The organism is Dorea sp. AF36-15AT (assembly GCF_003477705.1).
GTDB classification, from domain to species: Bacteria; Bacillota; Clostridia; order Lachnospirales; family Lachnospiraceae; genus Claveliimonas; species Claveliimonas ammoniilytica.
Window position 1 is genome coordinate 300,804 of the sequence record NZ_QUDV01000001.1, and the last position, 19,189, is coordinate 319,992.

The following is a 19,189-nucleotide window of genomic DNA, read 5'->3' on the forward strand; positions in this document are numbered from 1 at the left end:
ATGCGGACTACTTTTTAGTGTGAATGAAAAGGAGAGTTTTGTATGGGAGTGTTATCCTATATACGGGAAGAGATTAATGTGATCAGGGAAAGGGATCCCGCGATCAAGTCCAATATGGAAGTGTTTCTTTATCCAAGTTTCAAAGTGATATTGAGTTACAGGATTGCACATAAGCTGTATCTCGGTAAGCATTATTTTCTGGCAAGATGGATTTCCCAGAGAGCTACCAGAAAGACGGGTATTGAAATCCATCCGGGAGCAACTATCGGCAAGGGGTTATTTATTGACCACGGAAGTGGTGTGATCATCGGAGAGACAGCAGAACTTGGCGACAATGTAACATTGTATCAGGGGGTAACTCTTGGCGGTACCGGCAAGGAACAGGGCAAGCGTCATCCTACCCTGAAAGATAATGTTATGGTCAGTGCCGGAGCAAAGGTGCTTGGATCATTTACCATAGGAGAGAATTCGAAGATCGGAGCAGGATCTGTGGTGCTGAATGAAGTGCCGCCGAATTGTACTGTGGTTGGTGTTCCGGGACGTATCGTGAAGATGGGTAATCTGAAGATCCCGAGAGCGGATATGGATCAGGTACATCTTCCGGATCCGGTTACCAGCGATATCAGCCAGCTGCAGCGAGATAACATTATGCTGAAAGAACGAGTCAGTGAATTGGAAAAAGAACTGAGAAAGAATAATAAAGATAAAGCAAAAAAGGAGAAGAAGAATGAGACTGTATAATACCATGAGCAAAAGAAAAGAAGAATTTGTACCGGTCGAAGAAGGTAAGGTAAGAATGTATGTCTGCGGACCAACCGTATACAACTTTATTCATATTGGTAATGCAAGACCAATGATCGTGTTCGACACCGTGCGCAGATACTTTGAATACAAAGGATATGATGTGAACTATGTATCCAACTTTACAGATGTAGATGATAAGATCATCAAGAAAGCGATCGAAGAGGGTGTTCCGGCAGAGGAGATTTCTCAGCGTTATATCGAAGAGTGCAAGAAGGATATGGATGGCATGAACATTGAGCCGGCTACTACTAATCCGCTGGCTACACAGGAAATTGACGGGATGATCGATATGATCAGCACTCTGATCGAGAAAGGCTATGCATATGAGAAGAACGGAACCGTATACTTCCGTACCAGACAGTTCAAAGATTATGGCAAATTATCTCATAAGAATCTGGATGATCTGCGTTCCGGTAATCGTGCCCTGCTGGTAAGCGGTGAGGACGAGAAGGAAGATCCGCTGGATTTCGTACTCTGGAAACCAAAGAAAGAAGGCGAGCCGGCATGGGAGTCTCCGTGGAGTGATGGACGTCCGGGATGGCATATCGAATGCTCTGTAATGTCAAAAAAATATCTGGGCGAGCAGATCGATATTCACGCTGGTGGTGAAGACCTGGTATTTCCACATCATGAGAATGAAATCGCACAGAGTGAGGCATGCAACGGCAAAGAATTTGCCAAATACTGGATGCACAATGCATTTCTGAACATTGATAACCACAAGATGAGTAAATCTCTCGGCAACTTCCGTACAGTCCGTGAGATCAGCGAGCAGTATGATCTGCAGATACTTCGCTTCTTTATGCTGAGTGCACATTACAGAAGTCCACTGAACTTCAGCGCGGAACTGATGGAGGCATCTAAGAACGGTCTGGAGCGTATTCAGAACGCGGCAGATAACCTTCGCTACATGATGGAACAGGCAAAAGAAGAATCCATGACGGATGCTGAAAAAGATAATCTGGCTAAGACAAAAGAATTCGTAACTGCATTTGAAACTGCAATGGAAGATGATTTCAACACAGCAGATGCAATCGCAGCAATCTTTGATCTTGTTAAATATGCTAATACAACAGCCACGACAGAAGGTTCAAAGGAATATGCAAAGGCACTTTATGACCTGCTTGTAAAACTTACTGATGTACTGGGACTTATTGTTGACAAGAAGGAAGAAATACTGGATGATGAGATTGAAGCACTGATCGCAGAGCGTCAGGCAGCAAGAAAAGAGAAGAACTTTGCAAGAGCCGATGAGATCCGTGATGAACTGGCGGCAAAGGGAATTGTACTTCTGGATACCAGAGAAGGAGTAAAATGGAAAAAAGCATAAAGTGGGATTTTGATACTTATATGCAGGAGATGTTTCAGATGCAGGAGGTGGAGGCGGAGACCTATTCACCTCTTGCATTGGCATATATCGGGGACTGCATATTTGATTTAGTGATTAAGAACCTGGTACTGAACCGGGGCAATAAACAGGTGAAAAAGCTCCACAAGGAGACCAGTCAGATCGTACAGGCCTCCAGTCAGTCGAAAATGATGCGTGTGCTGCAGGACGAACTGACGGAAGAGGAGCATCAGATCTATAAGCGCGGACGTAATTCCAAGACGATCAGTCCGGCAAAGAATCAGTCTGTGACAGATTACAGACGCGCCACCGGATTCGAGGCACTTATGGGGTATCTCTATCTGCAGCGCAGATATGAGAGAATGCTGGAACTGATTAAAACGGGACTGGACAGTCTGGATAACAATGAGGAGCAGTCATGAAAGAAATGAATGAGAATTATGAAGAGAGTAAGAGTCTCGTAATAGAAGGAAGAAATGCAGTGCTGGAAGCACTGCGTTCTGGCAAGCCGATGGATAAGCTGTATGTACTGGATGGATGCCAGGACGGTCCGATCCGTACAATCGTGCGTGAGGCGAAGAAGCATGATGTGATCCTGCAGTTTGTTACAAAGGAACGCCTGAATCAGCTTTCAGAGACCGGAAAGCATCAGGGCGTGATTGCACATGCGGCAGCTTATGAGTATGCGCAGGTAGAAGATATGTTGGAACTTGCAAAGAGTCGTGGCGAAGATCCGTTCATTTTCCTGTTGGATAATATTGAAGATCCCCATAATCTGGGCGCAATCATTCGTACAGCTAATCTGGCGGGAGCACACGGCGTGATCATTCCAAAGCGCAGAGCGGTAGGACTTACTGCGACAGTAGCGAGAACATCGGCAGGAGCACTGAATTATACGCCGGTTGCCCGTGTGACTAATCTGAAGAAGACGGTAGAAGATCTGAAGAAGCAGGGACTGTGGTTCGTATGTGCAGATATGGATGGTACGGTGATGTACGACCTGGATCTGAAAGGACCGATCGGTCTTGTGATCGGCAATGAAGGCGAAGGTGTCAGCCGTTTGATGAAAGAAAATTGTGATTTTGTTGCAGGTATACCGATGAAAGGTGATATTGATTCCCTGAATGCATCGGTGGCGGCAGGTGTACTGGCTTATGAGATTGTCAGACAGAGATTGGGATAAAGACTCAGAATGAGACTTGAATTTTAATAAGAACAGGAGCAGTTATGGGCACGTCAAACTATGAGCAGCTGACAGATGAGCAGCTGATTCGCAATCTTCGAGATGGTGATAAGAAGATTATGGATTATATCATGGAAAAGTATAAAAATGTAGTGCGCAAAGAAGCGAAAGCAATGTATCTGATTGGCGGAGAGAATGATGATCTGATCCAGGAAGGGATGATCGGTCTGTTTAAAGCGGTGCGTGATTATGATACGGAGCAGGAAGTGTCCTTTGGAAGTTTTGCCAGACTGTGCATCCGAAGACAGATGTACAGCGCGGCAAAAGCTTCCGGTCGGAAGAAGCATATACCGCTTAATTCCTATGTGTCTTTTTACGAAGAAGCGGAACAGGGAGGCAGAGAGTATGTGCTGGATACTATTGAAGCGGGTGTGGAGAGCAATCCGGAGCATGCGATGATCATGCAGGAATCCATGAACCGCATCGGAGAGAAACTGGAAGAGAGTTTGAGTGATCTGGAAAGCAGAGTGCTGTATCTGCACCTTCTTGGAACGGATTATAAGACGATCGCAGGGCTTCTCAAGAAGAGCCCTAAAACCATAGATAATGCATTACAGAGAATCAAAAACAAAGCCGGGAAGATTCTGAATAAGTAAGAATCTTCCCGGCTTCTTTTCTCTAAGCTGTTGAGCGGAATCGAACCGCCGACCTCCGCCTTACCAAGGCGACGCTCTACCGACTGAGCCACAACAGCACGCATAAGATATATTTCATATGCAACGTGATTAATATACAATATAAGAGCGTAGTTTGTCAATGGTAAATTTGAAAATATTGTATTGTGGGTTAACTGGAATTATGATAAGATAAAACACATGATGAGAAAGACAATGAGGAGGAAACCCATGGGAGAAGAAGTAGTTTCAAAGAATTTTATTGAACAGGAGATAGATAAGGATCTGGCTGAAGGCAGATATACAGAGGTCTGCACCAGATTCCCGCCGGAGCCGAATGGTTATCTGCATATCGGACATGCCAAGTCTATCCTGCTTAATTCAGGGCTGGCTAAGAAGTATCATGGAACATTCCATCTTCGATTTGATGATACGAATCCAACAAAAGAAGATACTGAGTATGTAGAGTCTATTAAGACAGATGTAGAGTGGCTGGGTGCTGACTTTAAGGATCATCTGTATTTTGCGTCTGATTATTTTGATCAGATGTATGAATGTGCGGTGAAGCTGATCAAGAAGGGCAAGGCTTATGTCTGTGATCTTAGTGCTGATGAGATCCGCGAGTACCGCGGTACACTGACAGAGCCTGGTAAGAACAGCCCGTACAGAGACCGCAGTATCGAAGAGAATCTGAAGTTGTTTGAAGAAATGAAGAACGGCGCATATAAGGATGGAGAGAAGGTACTTCGTGCGAAGATCGATATGGCTTCACCGAATATCAACATGCGTGATCCTGTTATCTATCGTGTGGCACATATGCATCATCACAACACCGGTGATAAGTGGTGCATTTATCCGATGTATGACTTTGCTCACCCAATTGAGGATGCGATTGAGAAGATTACACACTCGATCTGTACACTGGAGTTTGAAGATCACAGACCGCTGTATGATTGGGTAGTAAGAGAGTGCGAGTTTGACCCGGCACCGCGTCAGATTGAGTTTGCCAAGTTATATCTGACTAATGTAGTAACCGGCAAGCGTTATATCAAGAAGCTGGTACAGGATGGCGTGGTAGACGGATGGGATGATCCAAGACTGGTATCTATTGCAGCACTGAGAAGAAGAGGATTCACACCGGAGTCACTGAAGATGTTCGTAGATCTGTGTGGTGTATCCAAGTCTCAGGGATCTGTAGATTATGCAATGCTTGAGTACTGTATCCGTGAAGATCTGAAGATGAAGCGCTCTCGTATGATGGCAGTGCTTGATCCGATCAAGCTGGTTATTGATAATTATCCGGAAGGAGAAGTAGAGTGGCTGGAAGCCGAGAACAATCTGGAGAATCCAGAGCTTGGCAAGAGAAAGATTCCATTCTGCAAGGAACTGTATATCGAGCGTGATGACTTCATGATTGAGCCACCGAAGAAATATTTCCGTCTGTTCCCGGGTAATGAAGTACGTCTGATGCAGGCATACTTTGTAAAGTGTGTAAGCTATGAGACAGATGAGAATGGCAATGTGACAGTTGTACACTGTACTTACGATCCGGAGACTAAGAGCGGAAGCGGATTTACAGGACGTAAGGTCAAAGGTACGATCCACTGGGTAGCAGCACCGTATGCAAAACAGGCAGAGGTACGTCTGTATGAGAACCTGATCGATGAAGAGAAGGGTGTGTATAATGAAGAAGACGGATCTATGAACATTAATCCGAATTCTCTGGAAGTGAGAAAGAATTGTTTTGTAGAGCCGAACTTCGGCGATGCAAAAGCATATGACAGCTTCCAGTTTGTGAGAAACGGATATTTCTGTATTGATGCAAAGGATTCTACACCGGATGCACTGGTATTTAACCGTATTGTATCTCTGAAGAGTTCTTTCAGACTGCCTAAGAAATAAGAGAATAAACAGATGAATGAACTGACTATGACACTGGCGTCCCGTAATGGGACGCCTTTGTACGAACAGATATATTTATATATTAAAGAAAATATTGTAAGCGGCAAATTCGTATACCACGAGAAGCTTCCGTCTACCAGATCGCTGGCAAAGCATCTTGAGGTGAGTCGGAGTACAGTAGATCTGGCTTATGAACAGCTTTTATCGGAAGGATATATTGAATCAGAACCTTATCGGGGTTACTATGTAGCGCAGATTGAGGGTCTGTATCAGATCAGAGAAGTGAAGAAGCGACAGATACCGGAAGTACGGGAGAAGGAAGAGACCTGTCGTTATGATTTTACGCCAAATGGTGTAGATTTGAAGAGCTTTCCTCATAATGCCTGGAGGAAACTCTCCAAGGAGATCCTGCTGGATGACGAGGTGGAGTTATTTCGCCTGGGTGATCCTCAGGGAGAATTAAGTTTTCGAAAAGTAATCTGTGATTATCTTTATCAGGCGCGTGGGGTGAAATGTGATCCCCATCAGATTATAGTAGGAGCAGGAAATGATTATCTTCTGATGATGCTGTGCTCTGTAATCGGAAGAAATCATGTGATTGCAGTAGAGAATCCGGCATATAAGCAGGCGTATCGTCTGTTTTCCAGCCAGTCATATCCAGTAGAGCCAATAGAGATGGACCGTTATGGTATGCGGGTGGATATGCTTCGGGAATCTGTAGCGGATATTGCATATGTGACGCCATCCCATCAGTATCCTACCGGTATCGTGATGCCAATGAAGCGTAGGATTGAACTGCTCGGATGGGCGAATGAATCAGAGAAGCGCTATATCATCGAGGATGATTATGACAGCGAGTTCCGATATAAGGGCAAGCCGATCCCGGCACTTCAAGGAAGCGATGCGAACGGTAAAGTGATCTATCTTGGTACATTTTCCAAATCCATTGCCCCGGCGATCCGCATGAGCTATATGGTGCTGCCGGAAGAGTTGGCGACAGTTTATCATGAAAAATGTGGATTTATCAGTTCGACGGTTTCCAAAGTAGACCAGCTTATCGTGCAGCATTTTATTGAAGAAGGATATTATGAGAGACATCTGAATAAGACGCGTGCCCTGTATAAGGGAAGACATGATGTGCTGCTCAAGGGTTTGCAGCCTTTGTCAAAGGTCTGCAAAATATCAGGGGAAAATGCAGGAGTACATCTGTTGTTGACATTTCATTCCGGAATTACAGAAAAGGAATTGATCAGACGAGCTGCAGAAGAAGGAATTAAAGTGTATGGATTATCTGATTATGTGATTGGGGAAATGCAACAGGGGGCAACGGTTTTGCTTGGATATGCAAATCTTTCAGAAGAAGAAATACGTGAATCTGTAAAAATATTGTGTAGAATATGGAGTGCATAATAAGAAACTGTTTTTGTGTGTTATAATAGTCATACGAGAATTAATATTGAGGGAATGAGAATGAAAAATAATAAGAAGAAAATATTCAGTTGCATTTATATTGTGATGAATATTGTTCTTATCGGTATGATTAGCTCCATCAGCTGGACGACAAAGGATTATTCTGTTAATCAGAAAAAGAATGCGCATCTTATTGGAGTTAGTTATATGACAATGAATAATGAATTCTATAAGATCATCAGTGAAGAAATCAATGCAAAGGTGGAATCAGAAGGAGATCAGTTGATACTCAGGGATCCGGCGCTGAATGCGGAACGGCAGATTGAACAGATTGAAGAGATGCTGGATAAGGGAATTGATGTATTGGTGGTGACTCCTGTAGATTGGCAGAGTCTGACCTCTGTGCTGAAACGTGCAAAAGAGCAGAATGTTTATATAGTGGTGGTTGATTCGGACGTAGAGGATGAGCGGCTGGTTGATTGTACGATAACATCGGACAATTATTCGGCAGGTGTTATTGTCGGAGAATATTTTCTGACACAGTGTAATCAGGCTAAAGTGGTGGTTATGACACATAAAGTTGCCAAATCCGGACAGGATAGAGTGCGTGGATTTATTGATACGGTGAGTGGGCATGAAGGGATTACCATTGTGAAGGAGATTGACTGCGAAGGACAGTTGGAAATTGCAATGCCGAAATTGCAGCAGGTTATAGATGAGGGTGTAGATTTTGATAATGTATTTTGTCTGAACGATCTGTCTAGTATTGGTGTGGTGGCAGCTCTGGATGAGAAGCAGTTGCTGGATCAGGTTGGTGTGTATGGGATAGATGCCTCGCCAGATTCAAAATCTCTGATATATGAAGGGATGATGAAGGCATCTGCAGCACAGTACCCATCGGAAATCGGAAACGAAGCGGCAGAAGTTATTTATCGTTTGCTAGAGCATAAGAAGGTGGAAAAAAAGATACTGATTCCAGTAGAACTGGTTACGCAGGACAATGTCGAAGAATTTGAAATAGACAGATGGCAATAGCTAGGGAGATAGAATATGAATGAAAATCGTATATTGAATCATATACTCAGGGTTATGAAGAATTTGAATTTTTTGATTATTCTGTATACATCAGTAATGATATTCTGTGGATTACAGGGGTATATTCAGGAGAATACGGCAATGAATTTTCTGGCTCAGGTGAATACACTGCCGGAAGCACCGTGGAAGATTCCGGTTCTTACGATATGTTTATTCGGTTGTTGTGTATTGTTAATGAATATGGAAAATATTCAGGGAAGAGGTCTTGTCCTAAAAGTTTGTCTGGAACTGGGAATCGCTGTATGGATCAGTTCTTTTCTCGGATTTAGCTATACAGGTATGATTCTGCTTATTCTTGCTGATACGATAAGGTATATTCCGAGGACAAAAGGACAGATTCCATTTGCGGTTATCATAGGTCTGTTTTATCTGTTGATCGATTATGATCTGATCACAATTTGTCGGGATATCATACCGTTGGATGCGTATCTTGCATATTATCAGAAGGATGTTACAGCTGTTTGGCTTGGAATCAGAAATGTTGCATCTTCGTTGAATGTATTGGTATTTATTATTTATATGATCATGTTGGTGCGGGTGCAGATGAATGAAAAAGAGCGCATTATGGTTTTAAATGAACGCCTAGATGCACTGTACAGTGATTTGCTGGATGCTAATGTCCAACTGGAAGAATATGCCAGAGAATCTGTGAAAATGGCTGAAACTAAGGAAAGGAATCGCTTGGCTCGTGAGATTCATGATACGATTGGCCATGCTCTGACGGGAATTATTACGGGTATTGATGCATGTATGGCACTTATGGATGTGGCGCCGGAAGTCGCAAAAAAGCAGTTGGGTGCGATTGGAGAAGTAGCAAGACAGGGAATGACAGATGTACGTCGTTCTGTACGTGCATTAAGACCGGATGCATTGGAGAAGTTTGATTTGGAGAATGCATTAAGCAGAACGATTAACGATATGTGTACAGCGACTAATGCTGAAATTGAATATCAATGTGATACCCGGTTGGATTGTTTTACAGAAGACGAAGAAGATATGATTTACAGGATTGTCCAGGAAAGCATTACAAATGCGATTCGGCATGGTCATGCTAATTATATCCGGGTGTTGATCGGACGCACAGGCGATACGTTGCAAATCAGCGTCAAAGATAACGGAATAGGATGTAAAGATATTAAGGAAGGATTTGGACTGCATCATATGAAAGAACGACTTGAGATGCTGGGTGGAAGCCTGAGATACAATGGGAAAGAAGGATTTGAGGTTGAAGCCTGTATTCCGATTCGCCGGGGAATGGAGGAAGTGTAAATGATCAGGATTTTAATAGCGGATGACCAGGAATTAATCCGGCAGAGTCTGCAGATTGTTCTTGGATTAGAGCATGATTTTGAGGTGATTGGTACAGCAGGAAATGGGCGCGAAGTAATACGCTTTGTGAAAAAGCAGAAACCAGATGTCATATTGATGGATATCAGAATGCCGGAAATGGACGGAGTAGTATGTACGAAAGCGCTCAAAGAACAATATCCGGAGATTAAAATTGTAATCCTGACTACGTTTGATGATGATGAATATGTGTTTAATGCATTGAAGTATGGAGCCAGTGGATATCTGTTAAAAGGAGCGTCTACGCGGGAATTAGCGGAAGCAATCCGCAAAGTATATAACGGGACTGCAATGATTAACGGAGATATTGCATCAAAGGTAGTGAAACTGTTTTCCAGAATGGCTCAGACGAATCTGACTATCCAGGTGGACAAGCAACAGACGGAAAGTTTGAAACCAATGGAAATGCAGATGGTTGCACTGATAGGAAGAGGAATGTCTAATAAAGAAATTGCTGCAAAACTCAGTTTGTCAGAAGGAACGGTAAGAAACAGTATCAGTGTGATTCTGAGCAAGTTGTCGCTGAGGGATCGCACACAAGTTGCTATCTGGGCGGTTCAGACAGGTGTGGCAAATATGGAATATGGGGATGAGGTATAATGGATAAATTCAGTCGCAGAAAAAATGTGATCATTGGAGTGCTGTGTGCCATTATACTCATATTCACTACAGTGATTCAGTCAGATATGTACAAAAGAACTGCCTGGGGTACGAAGCATGTGATTACAGTTGGTGCTTTTTCAGACAGCTATTGGGAAGTACAGAATGGATATTCCTACTATATTCTGAACGATGCAATTCAGCGGTTTGAAGAACAGTATCCTAATGTGAAGGTTAGATTTGAGAGTGGCATTATGAAAGAAGACTATTCGGAGTGGCTGGCAGAGAAAATGCTGTCAGGTGATACACCAGATGTGTTTTTTGTACTGCCAGATGATTTTAACGGATTGGCAGAACTTGGTGCATTGAAAGATCTGTCGGATTTTACGGCTGATGATTCAACATTTGATGACGGACAGTTTTATGATTCTGCTTATGCCTATGGCCAGTTGGAAGGTGTGCAATTTGCACTTCCATATGAATGTGCACCGAAGTTGATGTTTGTCAATAAGTCGATACTGGATCGGGAAGATATAGCTATGCCGGAAAAAGATTGGACCTGGAATGATTTTTATGAGATTTGTAGTAAGGTTACGAAAGACACGGATGGAGATGGAGAAATTGACCAGTTTGGAGAAGTTGGATATTCGTGGAGAGATGCTTTTACTTCCAACGGTGTAGAACTGTTCAATCAGGATGGAACACAATGTTATCTTGCCGGGGAGAATACCAAAAAAGCAGTTACATTTATGGACAGACTGGAAGAGTGCAGTGGCGGAGTCAATGTTGGAAGTCGAGATTTTGATAAAGGTAATGTGGCATTCCAGCCAATGTCATTTTCGGAGTATCGGGCATATAAGTCTTATCCTTTGAGTGTGAAAAAGTATTCTGGATTCGAATGGGAATGTATTCCTATGCCGTCGGGACCGAATGGGGATAATGTCTCTTCGTTAGATACACTTATGGTCGCTATGAACAGAAATACGAAAAATGCGAAGTATGCCTGGGAATTTATGAAAATTCTGACATATGATAAAGCGATACAGTCTGAAATATTTAAATACTCGGAAGGGGCATCTGTATTAAAGTCAGTTACAGATTCTGACAAGGCACCACAGGAACTCGGACAGCACATTGATGGATCGGGTATACTGGATCAGCAGATATTGAGCGACGCGATAGAAAATGCAGCAGTAGCACCTAGATTTCGAAATTATGATTACGCTGTGGCGGAAATTGATCGTGCAATTAATGAAATAATAGCAGGACAATCCAATATTGGTACGGAACTTATTATCTGGGATCGATCAATCAACAGAAAACTAAAGAACAGTGGCTGGTAATTACAATTGTTTTCGGGAAAAGATGACAAATGTAACAGGAAAAGCATGACACTTGTGAGATGAACAAGTGTCATTTTTTTTATATAGTTATACCAGAAACAAAAGGAAGAAAGAAATGAGGTGTTAAGGATGAAGTACATAGTATTGGTTAGCCATGGAATGATGGCGCCAGGACTGCACAATGCATTATCAATGATTGTTGGAGAGAACAGAAAAGACATTCTTTCTACCAGTCTTGAGAATGGAATGGGGGCTGATGTTTATACGGAAAATGTTCGCAAATGTATATCCTGCATTACTCCGGAAGATGAAATTCTTTTGCTGGGAGATCTGATTGGTGGTTCTCCGCTTACCATTGCTTCTAATGTAATTGCAGAAGCAGGATTGCTGCCAAATACAGTAATCATTGGTGGGATGAATCTGCCATTGGCATTGAATGCTGCACTTATGAAAGATGCGGTTGATTTGAAAGATATGCCGGACATGATGATGCCAGAGGCAAAAGACGGAATCGCAGAATTTAAAGTAGACGTTGTAGAAGAAGATGATGATATTTAAGGAGGAAGAAGAAAATGTCAGTTTCATTTATTCGTGTTGATGATCGTATGATCCATGGTCAGACTTGTACAAGATGGGCTTTGGAATATCCATGTGATGGATTAATTGCAGTTAATGATGCAGCAGCCAAGAATCCGATTCTGAAGTCTGCATATAAGAGTGCAAGTGGCAAAAAGACATTTGTATGGACGTTAGAAGAATTTAAAGCAAAATGTGAAAAGGTATTACAGAGCAAAGACAACTATTTCCTGATTACTAAAAATCCGATTGATATGGAAACAATTCTTGTAAAACAGGGATTCAAACCAGGAGTTGACACAGTGATTATCGGACCTTGCAATGACAGACCGGGAACCACAAAACTTGGAAACAATCAGTCTATTACACAGGAAGAGGCGCAGGCACTGGAAAATATTATGAATGCCGGATACAATGTGGAATTTGCATTGATCAAGGAAGAGGCAATCGGAAACTGGACAAAATTCAGAGGTCAGTTCGGATTTAAATAAGAGGAGGAAATGAGATGCAGATTAGTTGGATTCAAGCTATCCTGCTGGGATTGTTTGCATGTTTGTCAAGCATGCCTGGTATGGGTGGATCATCAATTGGTAACTATACATTAGGTCGTCCGTTGATCGGTGGTCTGGTATGTGGAATTATCCTGGGAGATATTCCGACAGGTATTATGGTTGGCTGCGCAATGCAGGTTGTATATATCTCTCTGGTTACACCGGGTGGAACAGTATCTGCTGACGTGCGTGCAGTCAGCTACATTGGTATTCCGCTTGCAATGGTTGCATTAAACAGTTATGGATTAGATGCAGCTTCTACAGAAGGTGCTGCACTGGCAACATCTTTCGGAACCATGGTTGGTACTCTGGGAACAGTGCTTTTCTATGGAACAGCTACCATCAACTTGCTGTGGCAGCATATGGGATGGAAAGCAGTAGAGAAGAGAGAGTATAAGAAATTATACCTTGTCGATATGGGACTTCCTTGGATTTCACATCTTGTTTGTTCATTCATCCCGACTATGATTATGTGTAAAATGGGAGCGAACGTAGTTGAATTGATCAAGACAGCTCTTCCAATGGATGGAATTGCTATGAAGACACTGTTTACTGTAGGGGCATTACTTCCTTGTGTCGGAATTGCTATCCTGCTGAAGCAGATTGTAAAGAATATAACAGATTTTGTCCCATTCCTGTTTGGATTCGTTTTAGCAGCATCTATGGGAATTAATCTGGTATCAGCAACAGTTGTTGCTTCTATGTTTGCTATTCTTACATACAGATTGAAAATGGCAACAATTAACAAACCAGCTGTAGCAGATGGTTTTGACGATGAAGAGGAGGATATCTAATCATGGAAAAGAAATTATCGAAAAAAGCCTTATTAAAATCTTTCCATAATTGGTATTATGGACACCTGACCTGTTTCTCTCAGGAGCATATGCAGACATTTGGTTACCTTTGCTCTATGCTTCCACTGGTAGAAGAACTGTATGATAATGAAGATGATAAAGCAACTGCTATGAATACATATACAGCATTCTTTAACACCGAACCACAGCTTGGTTCTGTAGTTGTAGGTATCACTGCAGGTCTGGAAGAATCACGTGCAAATGGTGCAGAAGATGTAGATGAAGAGACAATCAATGGTCTTCGTGCCGGGCTTATGGGACCTATCGCAGGTATTGGTGACTCTCTGGTAGTAGGAACAGTTATTCCGATCCTGCTTGGTATTGCCATGGGAATGTCAACAGGCGGATCACCACTTGGAGCAATTTTCTATATTATTGTCTGGAACTTATTTGCATACTTTGGAATGAGATTCATGTATTTCAAAGGATATGAGCTTGGTGGAAAAGCAGTAGAATTTCTGATCGGAAAACAGGGTGAAGCATTAAGAGATGCAATTGGTACTCTGGGTGGTATCGTTATTGGTGCGGTATCCGCAACGTGGGTAAGTGTAACTACTTCTCTGCAGCTGTTAAATGATGCTGGTGAGCCATATCTTGTATTGCAGGATAAACTGGATGCAGTATTTCCTGGTTTACTCACAGCTGCATTTATTATTTTGTGTTGGTTTTTGATGTCTAAGAAGAGACTTTCACCAATCAAGGTAATGCTGTTGCTTGTAGTAATCGCATTTGTTGGTGTATTAGTTGGATTCTTTGATCCAAATCTTGCATATTAATTAGGAGGTAATATCATGAATGCAGATGAAAGAAAGTACTTATCGCAGGAAGTGGAAATGCAGACACAGGCTCTTCGTAAAATCGCACTCTGGAAGAACTGTGCAATCGCTGTTTCTACAATAGGAATGGCACTGCTATATGCAGGAATTGCAGGTGCTGTTAATCAATCGCTTTTCTGCATTCTTGGTATTGTTATCATGGCTGTAGGACTGTTCTGCGGTCTGATTATTAATCTTGGATTAAAAAACGGAAGAAGAAATGTAGAGAAAATGCTTGTTGTACTGAAAGGTGAATGAAATTCATGAAATATAGTTTGATTTGTACAGACATTGACGGAACTTTGCTGGATCAGAATAAAGTATTACTTCCTCAGGTAAAAGAAGCATTGAAAAAAGAAGCGGATAAAGGTGTGAAGATTGCATTGGTTTCCGGGCGGATGCCTGCAGGAGTAGAACTCATTGAGCAGGAATTAGGAATTTCATGCGTGAAAGTATGTCATGCAGGTAGCTATATTCTGCTTGGTGATCAGCGTATTAGTAATAAATATCTGCCGGTAGAGACTCTTGAAAAGGTCTATAATACAATTGCAAAAGCACATGGTTTGCAATTATGGATTTTTTGTGAAGAAACCTGGTACGTAACTGGAATTGACAAGTTCATTGAAAAAGAGATTGTTGATATTAAACAGCAGCCAATTGTTGTTGATATAAAAGATCTTGTGGAACAGTGGAAAAAAGAAGGAAAAGGCCCGAACAAGATATTGCTTGCGGCTGATCCGGAAGAAATTCGTATCATGTATCAGGAAATTGAAAATTATAACTGGCCGGAAATTGATTATGCATGTTCAGCAGATACATTTATTGAACTTTTGCCAAAAGGAATTAACAAAGGTGAAGCCGTCTGTGAGATATGTGATCGATTAGGTATTAAGTGCGAGGAAGTGGTGGCATTTGGAGATCATGAACTGGATATTCCATTGCTCGAGGCTGCGGGTATCGGTATTGCAATGGAAAATGCAATTCCGGAACTGAAAGAAAAAGCGGACTATGTGACAAAAACAAATAATGAAGGCGGAATCGCATATGCGCTGGAGAACTACCTTGCAAAATAAAAAGATATTAAGAAACACTCTCCTAAATATAGTAACCCGAAAAAAGATGCTGTCCGGAATATGTTCCGGGCAGCATCTTTTCAGATTACTATATTATTCGTTTTTAATAAGTATCTTACTCGTTTTCTTCAGTATCCTCGGCATTTTCTTCCTCAGAAGGTGTTACAGTTTCCTCTGTTTTATCTTCTTTCGTTTTATCTTCTTCAGCTTCAGCCTTAGGAGCAGTGTTCAGCGGAACATATTCACGTTCAGAAGAATCGGAATCTTCGGTGGTAAAATCGTCATCGAATTCATCCAGAAAATCATCAGAGTTATCTTCCTTTTTAAGATAATAAGCTACTCCGGCAGCAACTGCACCACCAACAGCAGCAAGACCTAATGCACGTTTGAAAAATTTTGACATGGGTATGACTCCTTTCTAGTCTTTTCTGACATTTACGTCATATACAAATGTATTGTAATACTTTTTGACAGAAAAAGAAAGGCGTGCGATATAAAATTTTACTAAAATACCAGAGCTTTCCTGCTCTGGGAAAGATTTCTTGTGAAGCATATGGAAATGTGCTACACTGAGTATCAGATTTAAGGGATAGATATACATTTGTGAGGAGAATATTAGAAATATGGAGAAGAAGAAGCTGAGAAAAGTCCAAAGCGGTTTATTTCGAATTATATTCAGTCGTACCGGACTTGTGTTGGTTATGATTTTACTGCAGATTGGTCTTTTTGTGGTGTCCATGAGCAGACTGCAGCAGTATTCACAAGTGATCAATGGTTTCTTTCGCATACTAGGTATTATCGTGCTGATTTATATTATTAATTCAGAGGATAATCCTGCATTTAAGATGACCTGGATGCTGTGTGTCGTGGCATTTCCGGCAATCGGATCTTTGTTTTATGTATATGTGAAGAGCAAAGTTGGAACCAGATGGGTAAGAGGACGACTGCGGAATCTGAAGTTAGAAGAGCGCCCTTATATGCAGCAGGACAGGAGGGTACTGCAGGAACTGAAGGAAGAAGGTCCCGGCAAGGCGAATCTTGCGGCGTATCTTTCTAGTCAGATGCATTTTCCGGTATATAAGAATACAGAGATCACGTATTTCCCATTAGGAGAAGATAAGATGCAGGCACTTTACCGGGAACTTGAGAAGGCGGAGCATTATATTTTTTTGGAGTATTTTATTGTAGCAGAAGGACATGTGTGGGATACGGTACTGGATATTCTGAAGCGTAAAGCAGATGAAGGGGTAGAAGTTCGCTTTATGTATGATGGCATGTGTGCAATTTCAAATTTCCCATATTATTATTACAAAAAAATTCGCAAAATGGGCATCCAGTGCCGGGTGTCTAATCCGATCATCCCATTCCTGTCTACGGTGCAGAATAGCAGAGATCACCGTAAGATATGTGTAATTGACGGCAAGGTTGCGTTTACCGGCGGAGTCAACCTGGCAGATGAGTATGCCAATGAAATCACACGTTTTGGTCACTGGAAGGATACGGCGATCATGTTGAAGGGCGATGCAGTACAGAGTTTCACTATGTTGTTTTTGGAAATGTGGGCAGTCAATCAGATGGAACCTGCGGACTGCCAGAACTATCTGACACCGAAGCATGTAGTGCCGGATCCACCGCATGGTTATGTGATTCCGTATGGAGATCATCCGTATGATAATGAAAATGTAGGCGAAGAAGTGTATTTCCATATTCTGAATCATTCCAAGAAGTATGTGCATATCATGACGCCGTATCTGATCCTGGATAGTGAGATGATTACAACGCTTACCAGAGCAGCGAAAAGCGGTATAGAGGTGATCATTATTATGCCGCATATTCCGGATAAATGGTATGCTTTTGTACTGGCACATACTTATTATAAAGAATTGATTCAGGCGGGGGTAAGCATCTATGAATATACGCCGGGATTTGTACATGCCAAGGTGTTTGTATCTGATGATGATACTGCAACTGTAGGAACAATTAATCTGGATTACCGCAGCCTGTATCTGCATTTTGAATGTGGCACATATATCTATGATCATCCGGTCGTTGCGGATATTGAGCAGGATTTTCAGGAAACACTTAAAAAGTGTCAGAAAATCAGCCTGACAGAAGTGGAGAACAGACCAGTTACATATAAGGTGATGGGGCAGATTTTACGATTAATTGCACCTTTGATGTAAATAACAATGTACAAAAAAATTATTTTATAGTATAATATCAGATGGCTGTTATAAGAATAGCTTCACAATAGTCATCAGCAAGATGAATAACACAGGAGGAATTGTTATGGTTAGAGCAGTAGTTGGCGCAAACTGGGGAGACGAAGGAAAAGGTAAGATTACAGATATGCTTGGCGAAAAAGCCGATATCATTGTTCGTTTTCAGGGAGGTGCCAATGCGGGACATACAATAATTAATAATTACGGTAAATTTGCACTTCACACATTACCATCAGGTGTGTTTTACGGACATACTACAAGCATTATCGGTAATGGTGTCGCACTGGATGTTCCGGTGCTGTGCAATGAGATCCAGTCTATCGTAGACAGAGGTGTGCCGAAGCCGAGAATTCTGGTTTCCGACCGAGCACAAATGGTAATGTCATATCACAAGAAGTTTGATGCATATGAAGAAGAACGTCTGGGCGGCAAATCATTTGGTTCTACCAAGTCAGGCATCGCACCATTCTACTCAGATAAATATGCAAAGATTGGTTTTCAGGTAAGCGAGTTATTTGATGATGAGCTTCTGAAAGAAAAAGTTGTACGTGTTGCAGAGCAGAAGAACGTATTGCTTGAGCACCTGTATCACAAACCGGCAATTGATCCTGATGAGCTGTATAATGAATTACAGGAATATAAAGAGTTAATCGAGCCATATGTATGCGATACATCTCTATATCTTTACAATGCGATCAAAGAAGGTAAAGAGATCTTGCTGGAGGGTCAGCTTGGCTCACTGAAAGATCCGGATCATGGTATTTATCCAATGGTTACATCTTCATCTACATTGGCTGGATACGGAGCAATCGGAGCAGGTATTCCTCCATACGAGATCAAGCAGATTGTTACTGTATGTAAGGCATACTCAAGCGCAGTCGGAGCAGGAGCTTTCGTAAGCGAAATCTTTGGTGATGAGGCTGACGAACTGAGACGCCGTGGCGGCGATGGTGGAGAGTTCGGTGCAACAACCGGACGTCCAAGACGTATGGGATGGTTCGACTGTGTAGCATCTAAGTACGGATGCAGAATGCAGGGAGCTACAGATGTAGCATTTACAGTGCTGGATGTACTGGGATATCTGGATGAGATTCCAGTATGTGTAGGATATGAAATTAACGGAGAAGTGACAACAGACTTCCCAACTACACATCTGCTTGAAAAAGCAAAACCAGTATTCAAGACACTTCCGGGATGGAAATCTGATATTCGCGGTATCAAGAAGTATGAAGATCTTCCGGAGAACTGCCGTAAGTACGTAGAATTCATCGAGGAACAGATCGGATATCCGATTACAATGGTTTCTAACGGACCGGGTCGTGAAGATATTATTTACCGTCAGGCAAAATAAATGTATAAATATTTCTGAATTACAGATAATAACTCTGAACT

The 19,189-nt window shown here is 42.0% G+C and carries 20 protein-coding genes and 1 tRNA gene; 19 read left to right on the forward strand and 2 right to left on the reverse strand.

Features of this window, described 5'->3' with window-relative positions:
• Positions 1-42: 42 nt before the first annotated feature.
• Genes epsC through sigH form a run of 5 tightly spaced genes read left to right on the forward strand, consistent with a single transcriptional unit; the run spans position 43 to position 3,991 of the window.
• Positions 43-741 carry a serine O-acetyltransferase EpsC gene (gene epsC, locus DWZ93_RS01300; RefSeq protein ID WP_118451764.1) on the forward strand — a complete coding sequence of 233 codons (699 nt, stop codon included), beginning with the start codon at positions 43-45 and terminating at the stop codon, positions 739-741.
• Positions 728-2,134: a cysteine--tRNA ligase gene (gene cysS, locus DWZ93_RS01305; RefSeq protein WP_118451765.1), complete on the forward strand. Its 1,407-nt coding sequence runs from the start codon at positions 728-730 to the stop codon at positions 2,132-2,134. Before epsC ends, cysS begins: the two co-directional genes overlap by 14 nt.
• Entirely contained in the window at positions 2,119-2,574 is a 456-nt protein-coding gene (locus DWZ93_RS01310) for a Mini-ribonuclease 3 (RefSeq protein ID WP_118451766.1), read from the forward strand. Before cysS ends, DWZ93_RS01310 begins: the two co-directional genes overlap by 16 nt.
• Complete coding sequence (gene rlmB / locus DWZ93_RS01315) at positions 2,571-3,335, forward strand: 23S rRNA (guanosine(2251)-2'-O)-methyltransferase RlmB (RefSeq protein ID WP_118451767.1); 765 nt, start codon at positions 2,571-2,573, stop codon at positions 3,333-3,335. Before DWZ93_RS01310 ends, rlmB begins: the two co-directional genes overlap by 4 nt.
• Before the next feature lie 44 nt (positions 3,336-3,379).
• The gene (gene sigH / locus DWZ93_RS01320; RefSeq protein WP_118451768.1) at positions 3,380-3,991 is read left to right on the forward strand and encodes an RNA polymerase sporulation sigma factor SigH; all 612 of its coding nucleotides are present in this window, start codon (positions 3,380-3,382) and stop codon (positions 3,989-3,991) included.
• A gap of 25 nt (positions 3,992-4,016) precedes the next feature.
• Here the strand turns inward: sigH and DWZ93_RS01325 are convergent.
• Positions 4,017-4,089 (reverse strand) — tRNA-Thr (locus DWZ93_RS01325).
• 151 nt (positions 4,090-4,240) lie between these two features.
• Here DWZ93_RS01325 and DWZ93_RS01330 point away from each other — a divergent pair.
• The 12 genes from DWZ93_RS01330 (at position 4,241) to DWZ93_RS01385 (ending at position 15,575) form a co-directional block, all read left to right on the forward strand.
• Positions 4,241-5,911: a glutamine--tRNA ligase/YqeY domain fusion protein gene (locus DWZ93_RS01330; protein WP_118384086.1), complete on the forward strand. Its 1,671-nt coding sequence runs from the start codon at positions 4,241-4,243 to the stop codon at positions 5,909-5,911.
• 12 nt (positions 5,912-5,923) lie between these two features.
• The gene (gene pdxR, locus DWZ93_RS01335) at positions 5,924-7,321 is read left to right on the forward strand and encodes a MocR-like pyridoxine biosynthesis transcription factor PdxR (protein WP_118451769.1); all 1,398 of its coding nucleotides are present in this window, start codon (positions 5,924-5,926) and stop codon (positions 7,319-7,321) included.
• 60 nt (positions 7,322-7,381) lie between these two features.
• Positions 7,382-8,356 (forward strand): sugar ABC transporter substrate-binding protein, encoded by a 975-nt coding sequence (locus DWZ93_RS01340; protein ID WP_158574267.1) that lies wholly within the window; start codon positions 7,382-7,384, stop codon positions 8,354-8,356.
• 15 nt (positions 8,357-8,371) lie between these two features.
• Complete coding sequence (locus tag DWZ93_RS14900) at positions 8,372-9,685, forward strand: sensor histidine kinase (RefSeq protein WP_118451771.1); 1,314 nt, start codon at positions 8,372-8,374, stop codon at positions 9,683-9,685.
• Positions 9,686-10,363: a response regulator transcription factor gene (locus DWZ93_RS01350; protein WP_118451772.1), complete on the forward strand. Its 678-nt coding sequence runs from the start codon at positions 9,686-9,688 to the stop codon at positions 10,361-10,363.
• Positions 10,363-11,706: an extracellular solute-binding protein gene (locus tag DWZ93_RS01355; RefSeq protein WP_118451773.1), complete on the forward strand. Its 1,344-nt coding sequence runs from the start codon at positions 10,363-10,365 to the stop codon at positions 11,704-11,706. Before DWZ93_RS01350 ends, DWZ93_RS01355 begins: the two co-directional genes overlap by 1 nt.
• 129 nt (positions 11,707-11,835) lie before the next feature.
• A complete protein-coding gene (locus DWZ93_RS01360; RefSeq protein WP_118451774.1) occupies positions 11,836-12,264 on the forward strand; it encodes a PTS sugar transporter subunit IIA in 429 nt (142 codons plus the stop codon).
• 14 nt (positions 12,265-12,278) lie between these two features.
• Positions 12,279-12,773, forward strand: a complete 495-nt coding sequence (locus DWZ93_RS01365; RefSeq protein WP_118384093.1) for a PTS system mannose/fructose/N-acetylgalactosamine-transporter subunit IIB — start codon at positions 12,279-12,281, stop codon at positions 12,771-12,773.
• Between the two features lie 14 nt (positions 12,774-12,787).
• Positions 12,788-13,627: a PTS mannose/fructose/sorbose/N-acetylgalactosamine transporter subunit IIC gene (locus DWZ93_RS01370; RefSeq protein ID WP_118451775.1), complete on the forward strand. Its 840-nt coding sequence runs from the start codon at positions 12,788-12,790 to the stop codon at positions 13,625-13,627.
• A gap of 2 nt (positions 13,628-13,629) precedes the next feature.
• The gene (locus DWZ93_RS01375) at positions 13,630-14,463 is read left to right on the forward strand and encodes a PTS system mannose/fructose/sorbose family transporter subunit IID (protein ID WP_199665576.1); all 834 of its coding nucleotides are present in this window, start codon (positions 13,630-13,632) and stop codon (positions 14,461-14,463) included.
• 15 nt (positions 14,464-14,478) lie between these two features.
• On the forward strand, positions 14,479-14,760 hold the full coding sequence (locus DWZ93_RS01380; RefSeq protein ID WP_118451776.1) for a hypothetical protein: 282 nt from the start codon (positions 14,479-14,481) through the stop codon (positions 14,758-14,760).
• A gap of 5 nt (positions 14,761-14,765) precedes the next feature.
• Positions 14,766-15,575 (forward strand): HAD family hydrolase, encoded by an 810-nt coding sequence (locus DWZ93_RS01385; RefSeq protein ID WP_158574268.1) that lies wholly within the window; start codon positions 14,766-14,768, stop codon positions 15,573-15,575.
• 115 nt (positions 15,576-15,690) lie between these two features.
• On the opposite strand, the gene DWZ93_RS01390 is transcribed toward DWZ93_RS01385, so the two are convergent.
• The gene (locus tag DWZ93_RS01390; protein ID WP_199665867.1) at positions 15,691-15,978 is read right to left on the reverse strand and encodes a hypothetical protein; all 288 of its coding nucleotides are present in this window, start codon (positions 15,976-15,978) and stop codon (positions 15,691-15,693) included.
• A 220-nt stretch (positions 15,979-16,198) separates the two neighbouring features.
• On the opposite strand from DWZ93_RS01390, the gene cls reads away from it, so the two are divergent.
• Entirely contained in the window at positions 16,199-17,758 is a 1,560-nt protein-coding gene (cls, locus tag DWZ93_RS01395; protein ID WP_118451778.1) for a cardiolipin synthase, read from the forward strand.
• 106 nt (positions 17,759-17,864) lie between these two features.
• Positions 17,865-19,148: an adenylosuccinate synthase gene (locus tag DWZ93_RS01400; protein WP_118451779.1), complete on the forward strand. Its 1,284-nt coding sequence runs from the start codon at positions 17,865-17,867 to the stop codon at positions 19,146-19,148.
• Positions 19,149-19,189 lie beyond the last annotated feature (41 nt).

Excerpts from the sequence above, each read along its gene's own strand:
- DWZ93_RS01370 (WP_118451775.1), top strand. The coding sequence starts at position 12,788 with ATGCAGATTAGTTGGATTCAAGCTATCCTGCTGGGATTGTTTGCATGT.
- DWZ93_RS01355 (WP_118451773.1), top strand. The coding sequence starts at position 10,363 with ATGGATAAATTCAGTCGCAGAAAAAATGTGATCATTGGAGTGCTGTGT.
- DWZ93_RS01365 (WP_118384093.1), top strand. The coding sequence starts at position 12,279 with ATGTCAGTTTCATTTATTCGTGTTGATGATCGTATGATCCATGGTCAG.
- DWZ93_RS14900 (WP_118451771.1), top strand. The coding sequence starts at position 8,372 with ATGAATGAAAATCGTATATTGAATCATATACTCAGGGTTATGAAGAAT.
- DWZ93_RS01385 (WP_158574268.1), top strand. The coding sequence starts at position 14,766 with ATGAAATATAGTTTGATTTGTACAGACATTGACGGAACTTTGCTGGAT.
- DWZ93_RS01390 (WP_199665867.1), bottom strand. The coding sequence starts at position 15,978 with ATGTCAAAATTTTTCAAACGTGCATTAGGTCTTGCTGCTGTTGGTGGT.
- cysS (WP_118451765.1), top strand. The coding sequence starts at position 728 with ATGAGACTGTATAATACCATGAGCAAAAGAAAAGAAGAATTTGTACCG.
- DWZ93_RS01375 (WP_199665576.1), top strand. The coding sequence starts at position 13,630 with ATGGAAAAGAAATTATCGAAAAAAGCCTTATTAAAATCTTTCCATAAT.
- DWZ93_RS01360 (WP_118451774.1), top strand. The coding sequence starts at position 11,836 with ATGAAGTACATAGTATTGGTTAGCCATGGAATGATGGCGCCAGGACTG.
- DWZ93_RS01400 (WP_118451779.1), top strand. The coding sequence starts at position 17,865 with ATGGTTAGAGCAGTAGTTGGCGCAAACTGGGGAGACGAAGGAAAAGGT.
- epsC (WP_118451764.1), top strand. The coding sequence starts at position 43 with ATGGGAGTGTTATCCTATATACGGGAAGAGATTAATGTGATCAGGGAA.
- DWZ93_RS01310 (WP_118451766.1), top strand. The coding sequence starts at position 2,119 with ATGGAAAAAAGCATAAAGTGGGATTTTGATACTTATATGCAGGAGATG.
- sigH (WP_118451768.1), top strand. The coding sequence starts at position 3,380 with ATGGGCACGTCAAACTATGAGCAGCTGACAGATGAGCAGCTGATTCGC.
- rlmB (WP_118451767.1), top strand. The coding sequence starts at position 2,571 with ATGAAAGAAATGAATGAGAATTATGAAGAGAGTAAGAGTCTCGTAATA.
- pdxR (WP_118451769.1), top strand. The coding sequence starts at position 5,924 with ATGAATGAACTGACTATGACACTGGCGTCCCGTAATGGGACGCCTTTG.
- DWZ93_RS01330 (WP_118384086.1), top strand. The coding sequence starts at position 4,241 with ATGGGAGAAGAAGTAGTTTCAAAGAATTTTATTGAACAGGAGATAGAT.
- DWZ93_RS01350 (WP_118451772.1), top strand. The coding sequence starts at position 9,686 with ATGATCAGGATTTTAATAGCGGATGACCAGGAATTAATCCGGCAGAGT.
- DWZ93_RS01340 (WP_158574267.1), top strand. The coding sequence starts at position 7,382 with ATGAAAAATAATAAGAAGAAAATATTCAGTTGCATTTATATTGTGATG.
- DWZ93_RS01380 (WP_118451776.1), top strand. The coding sequence starts at position 14,479 with ATGAATGCAGATGAAAGAAAGTACTTATCGCAGGAAGTGGAAATGCAG.
- cls (WP_118451778.1), top strand. The coding sequence starts at position 16,199 with ATGGAGAAGAAGAAGCTGAGAAAAGTCCAAAGCGGTTTATTTCGAATT.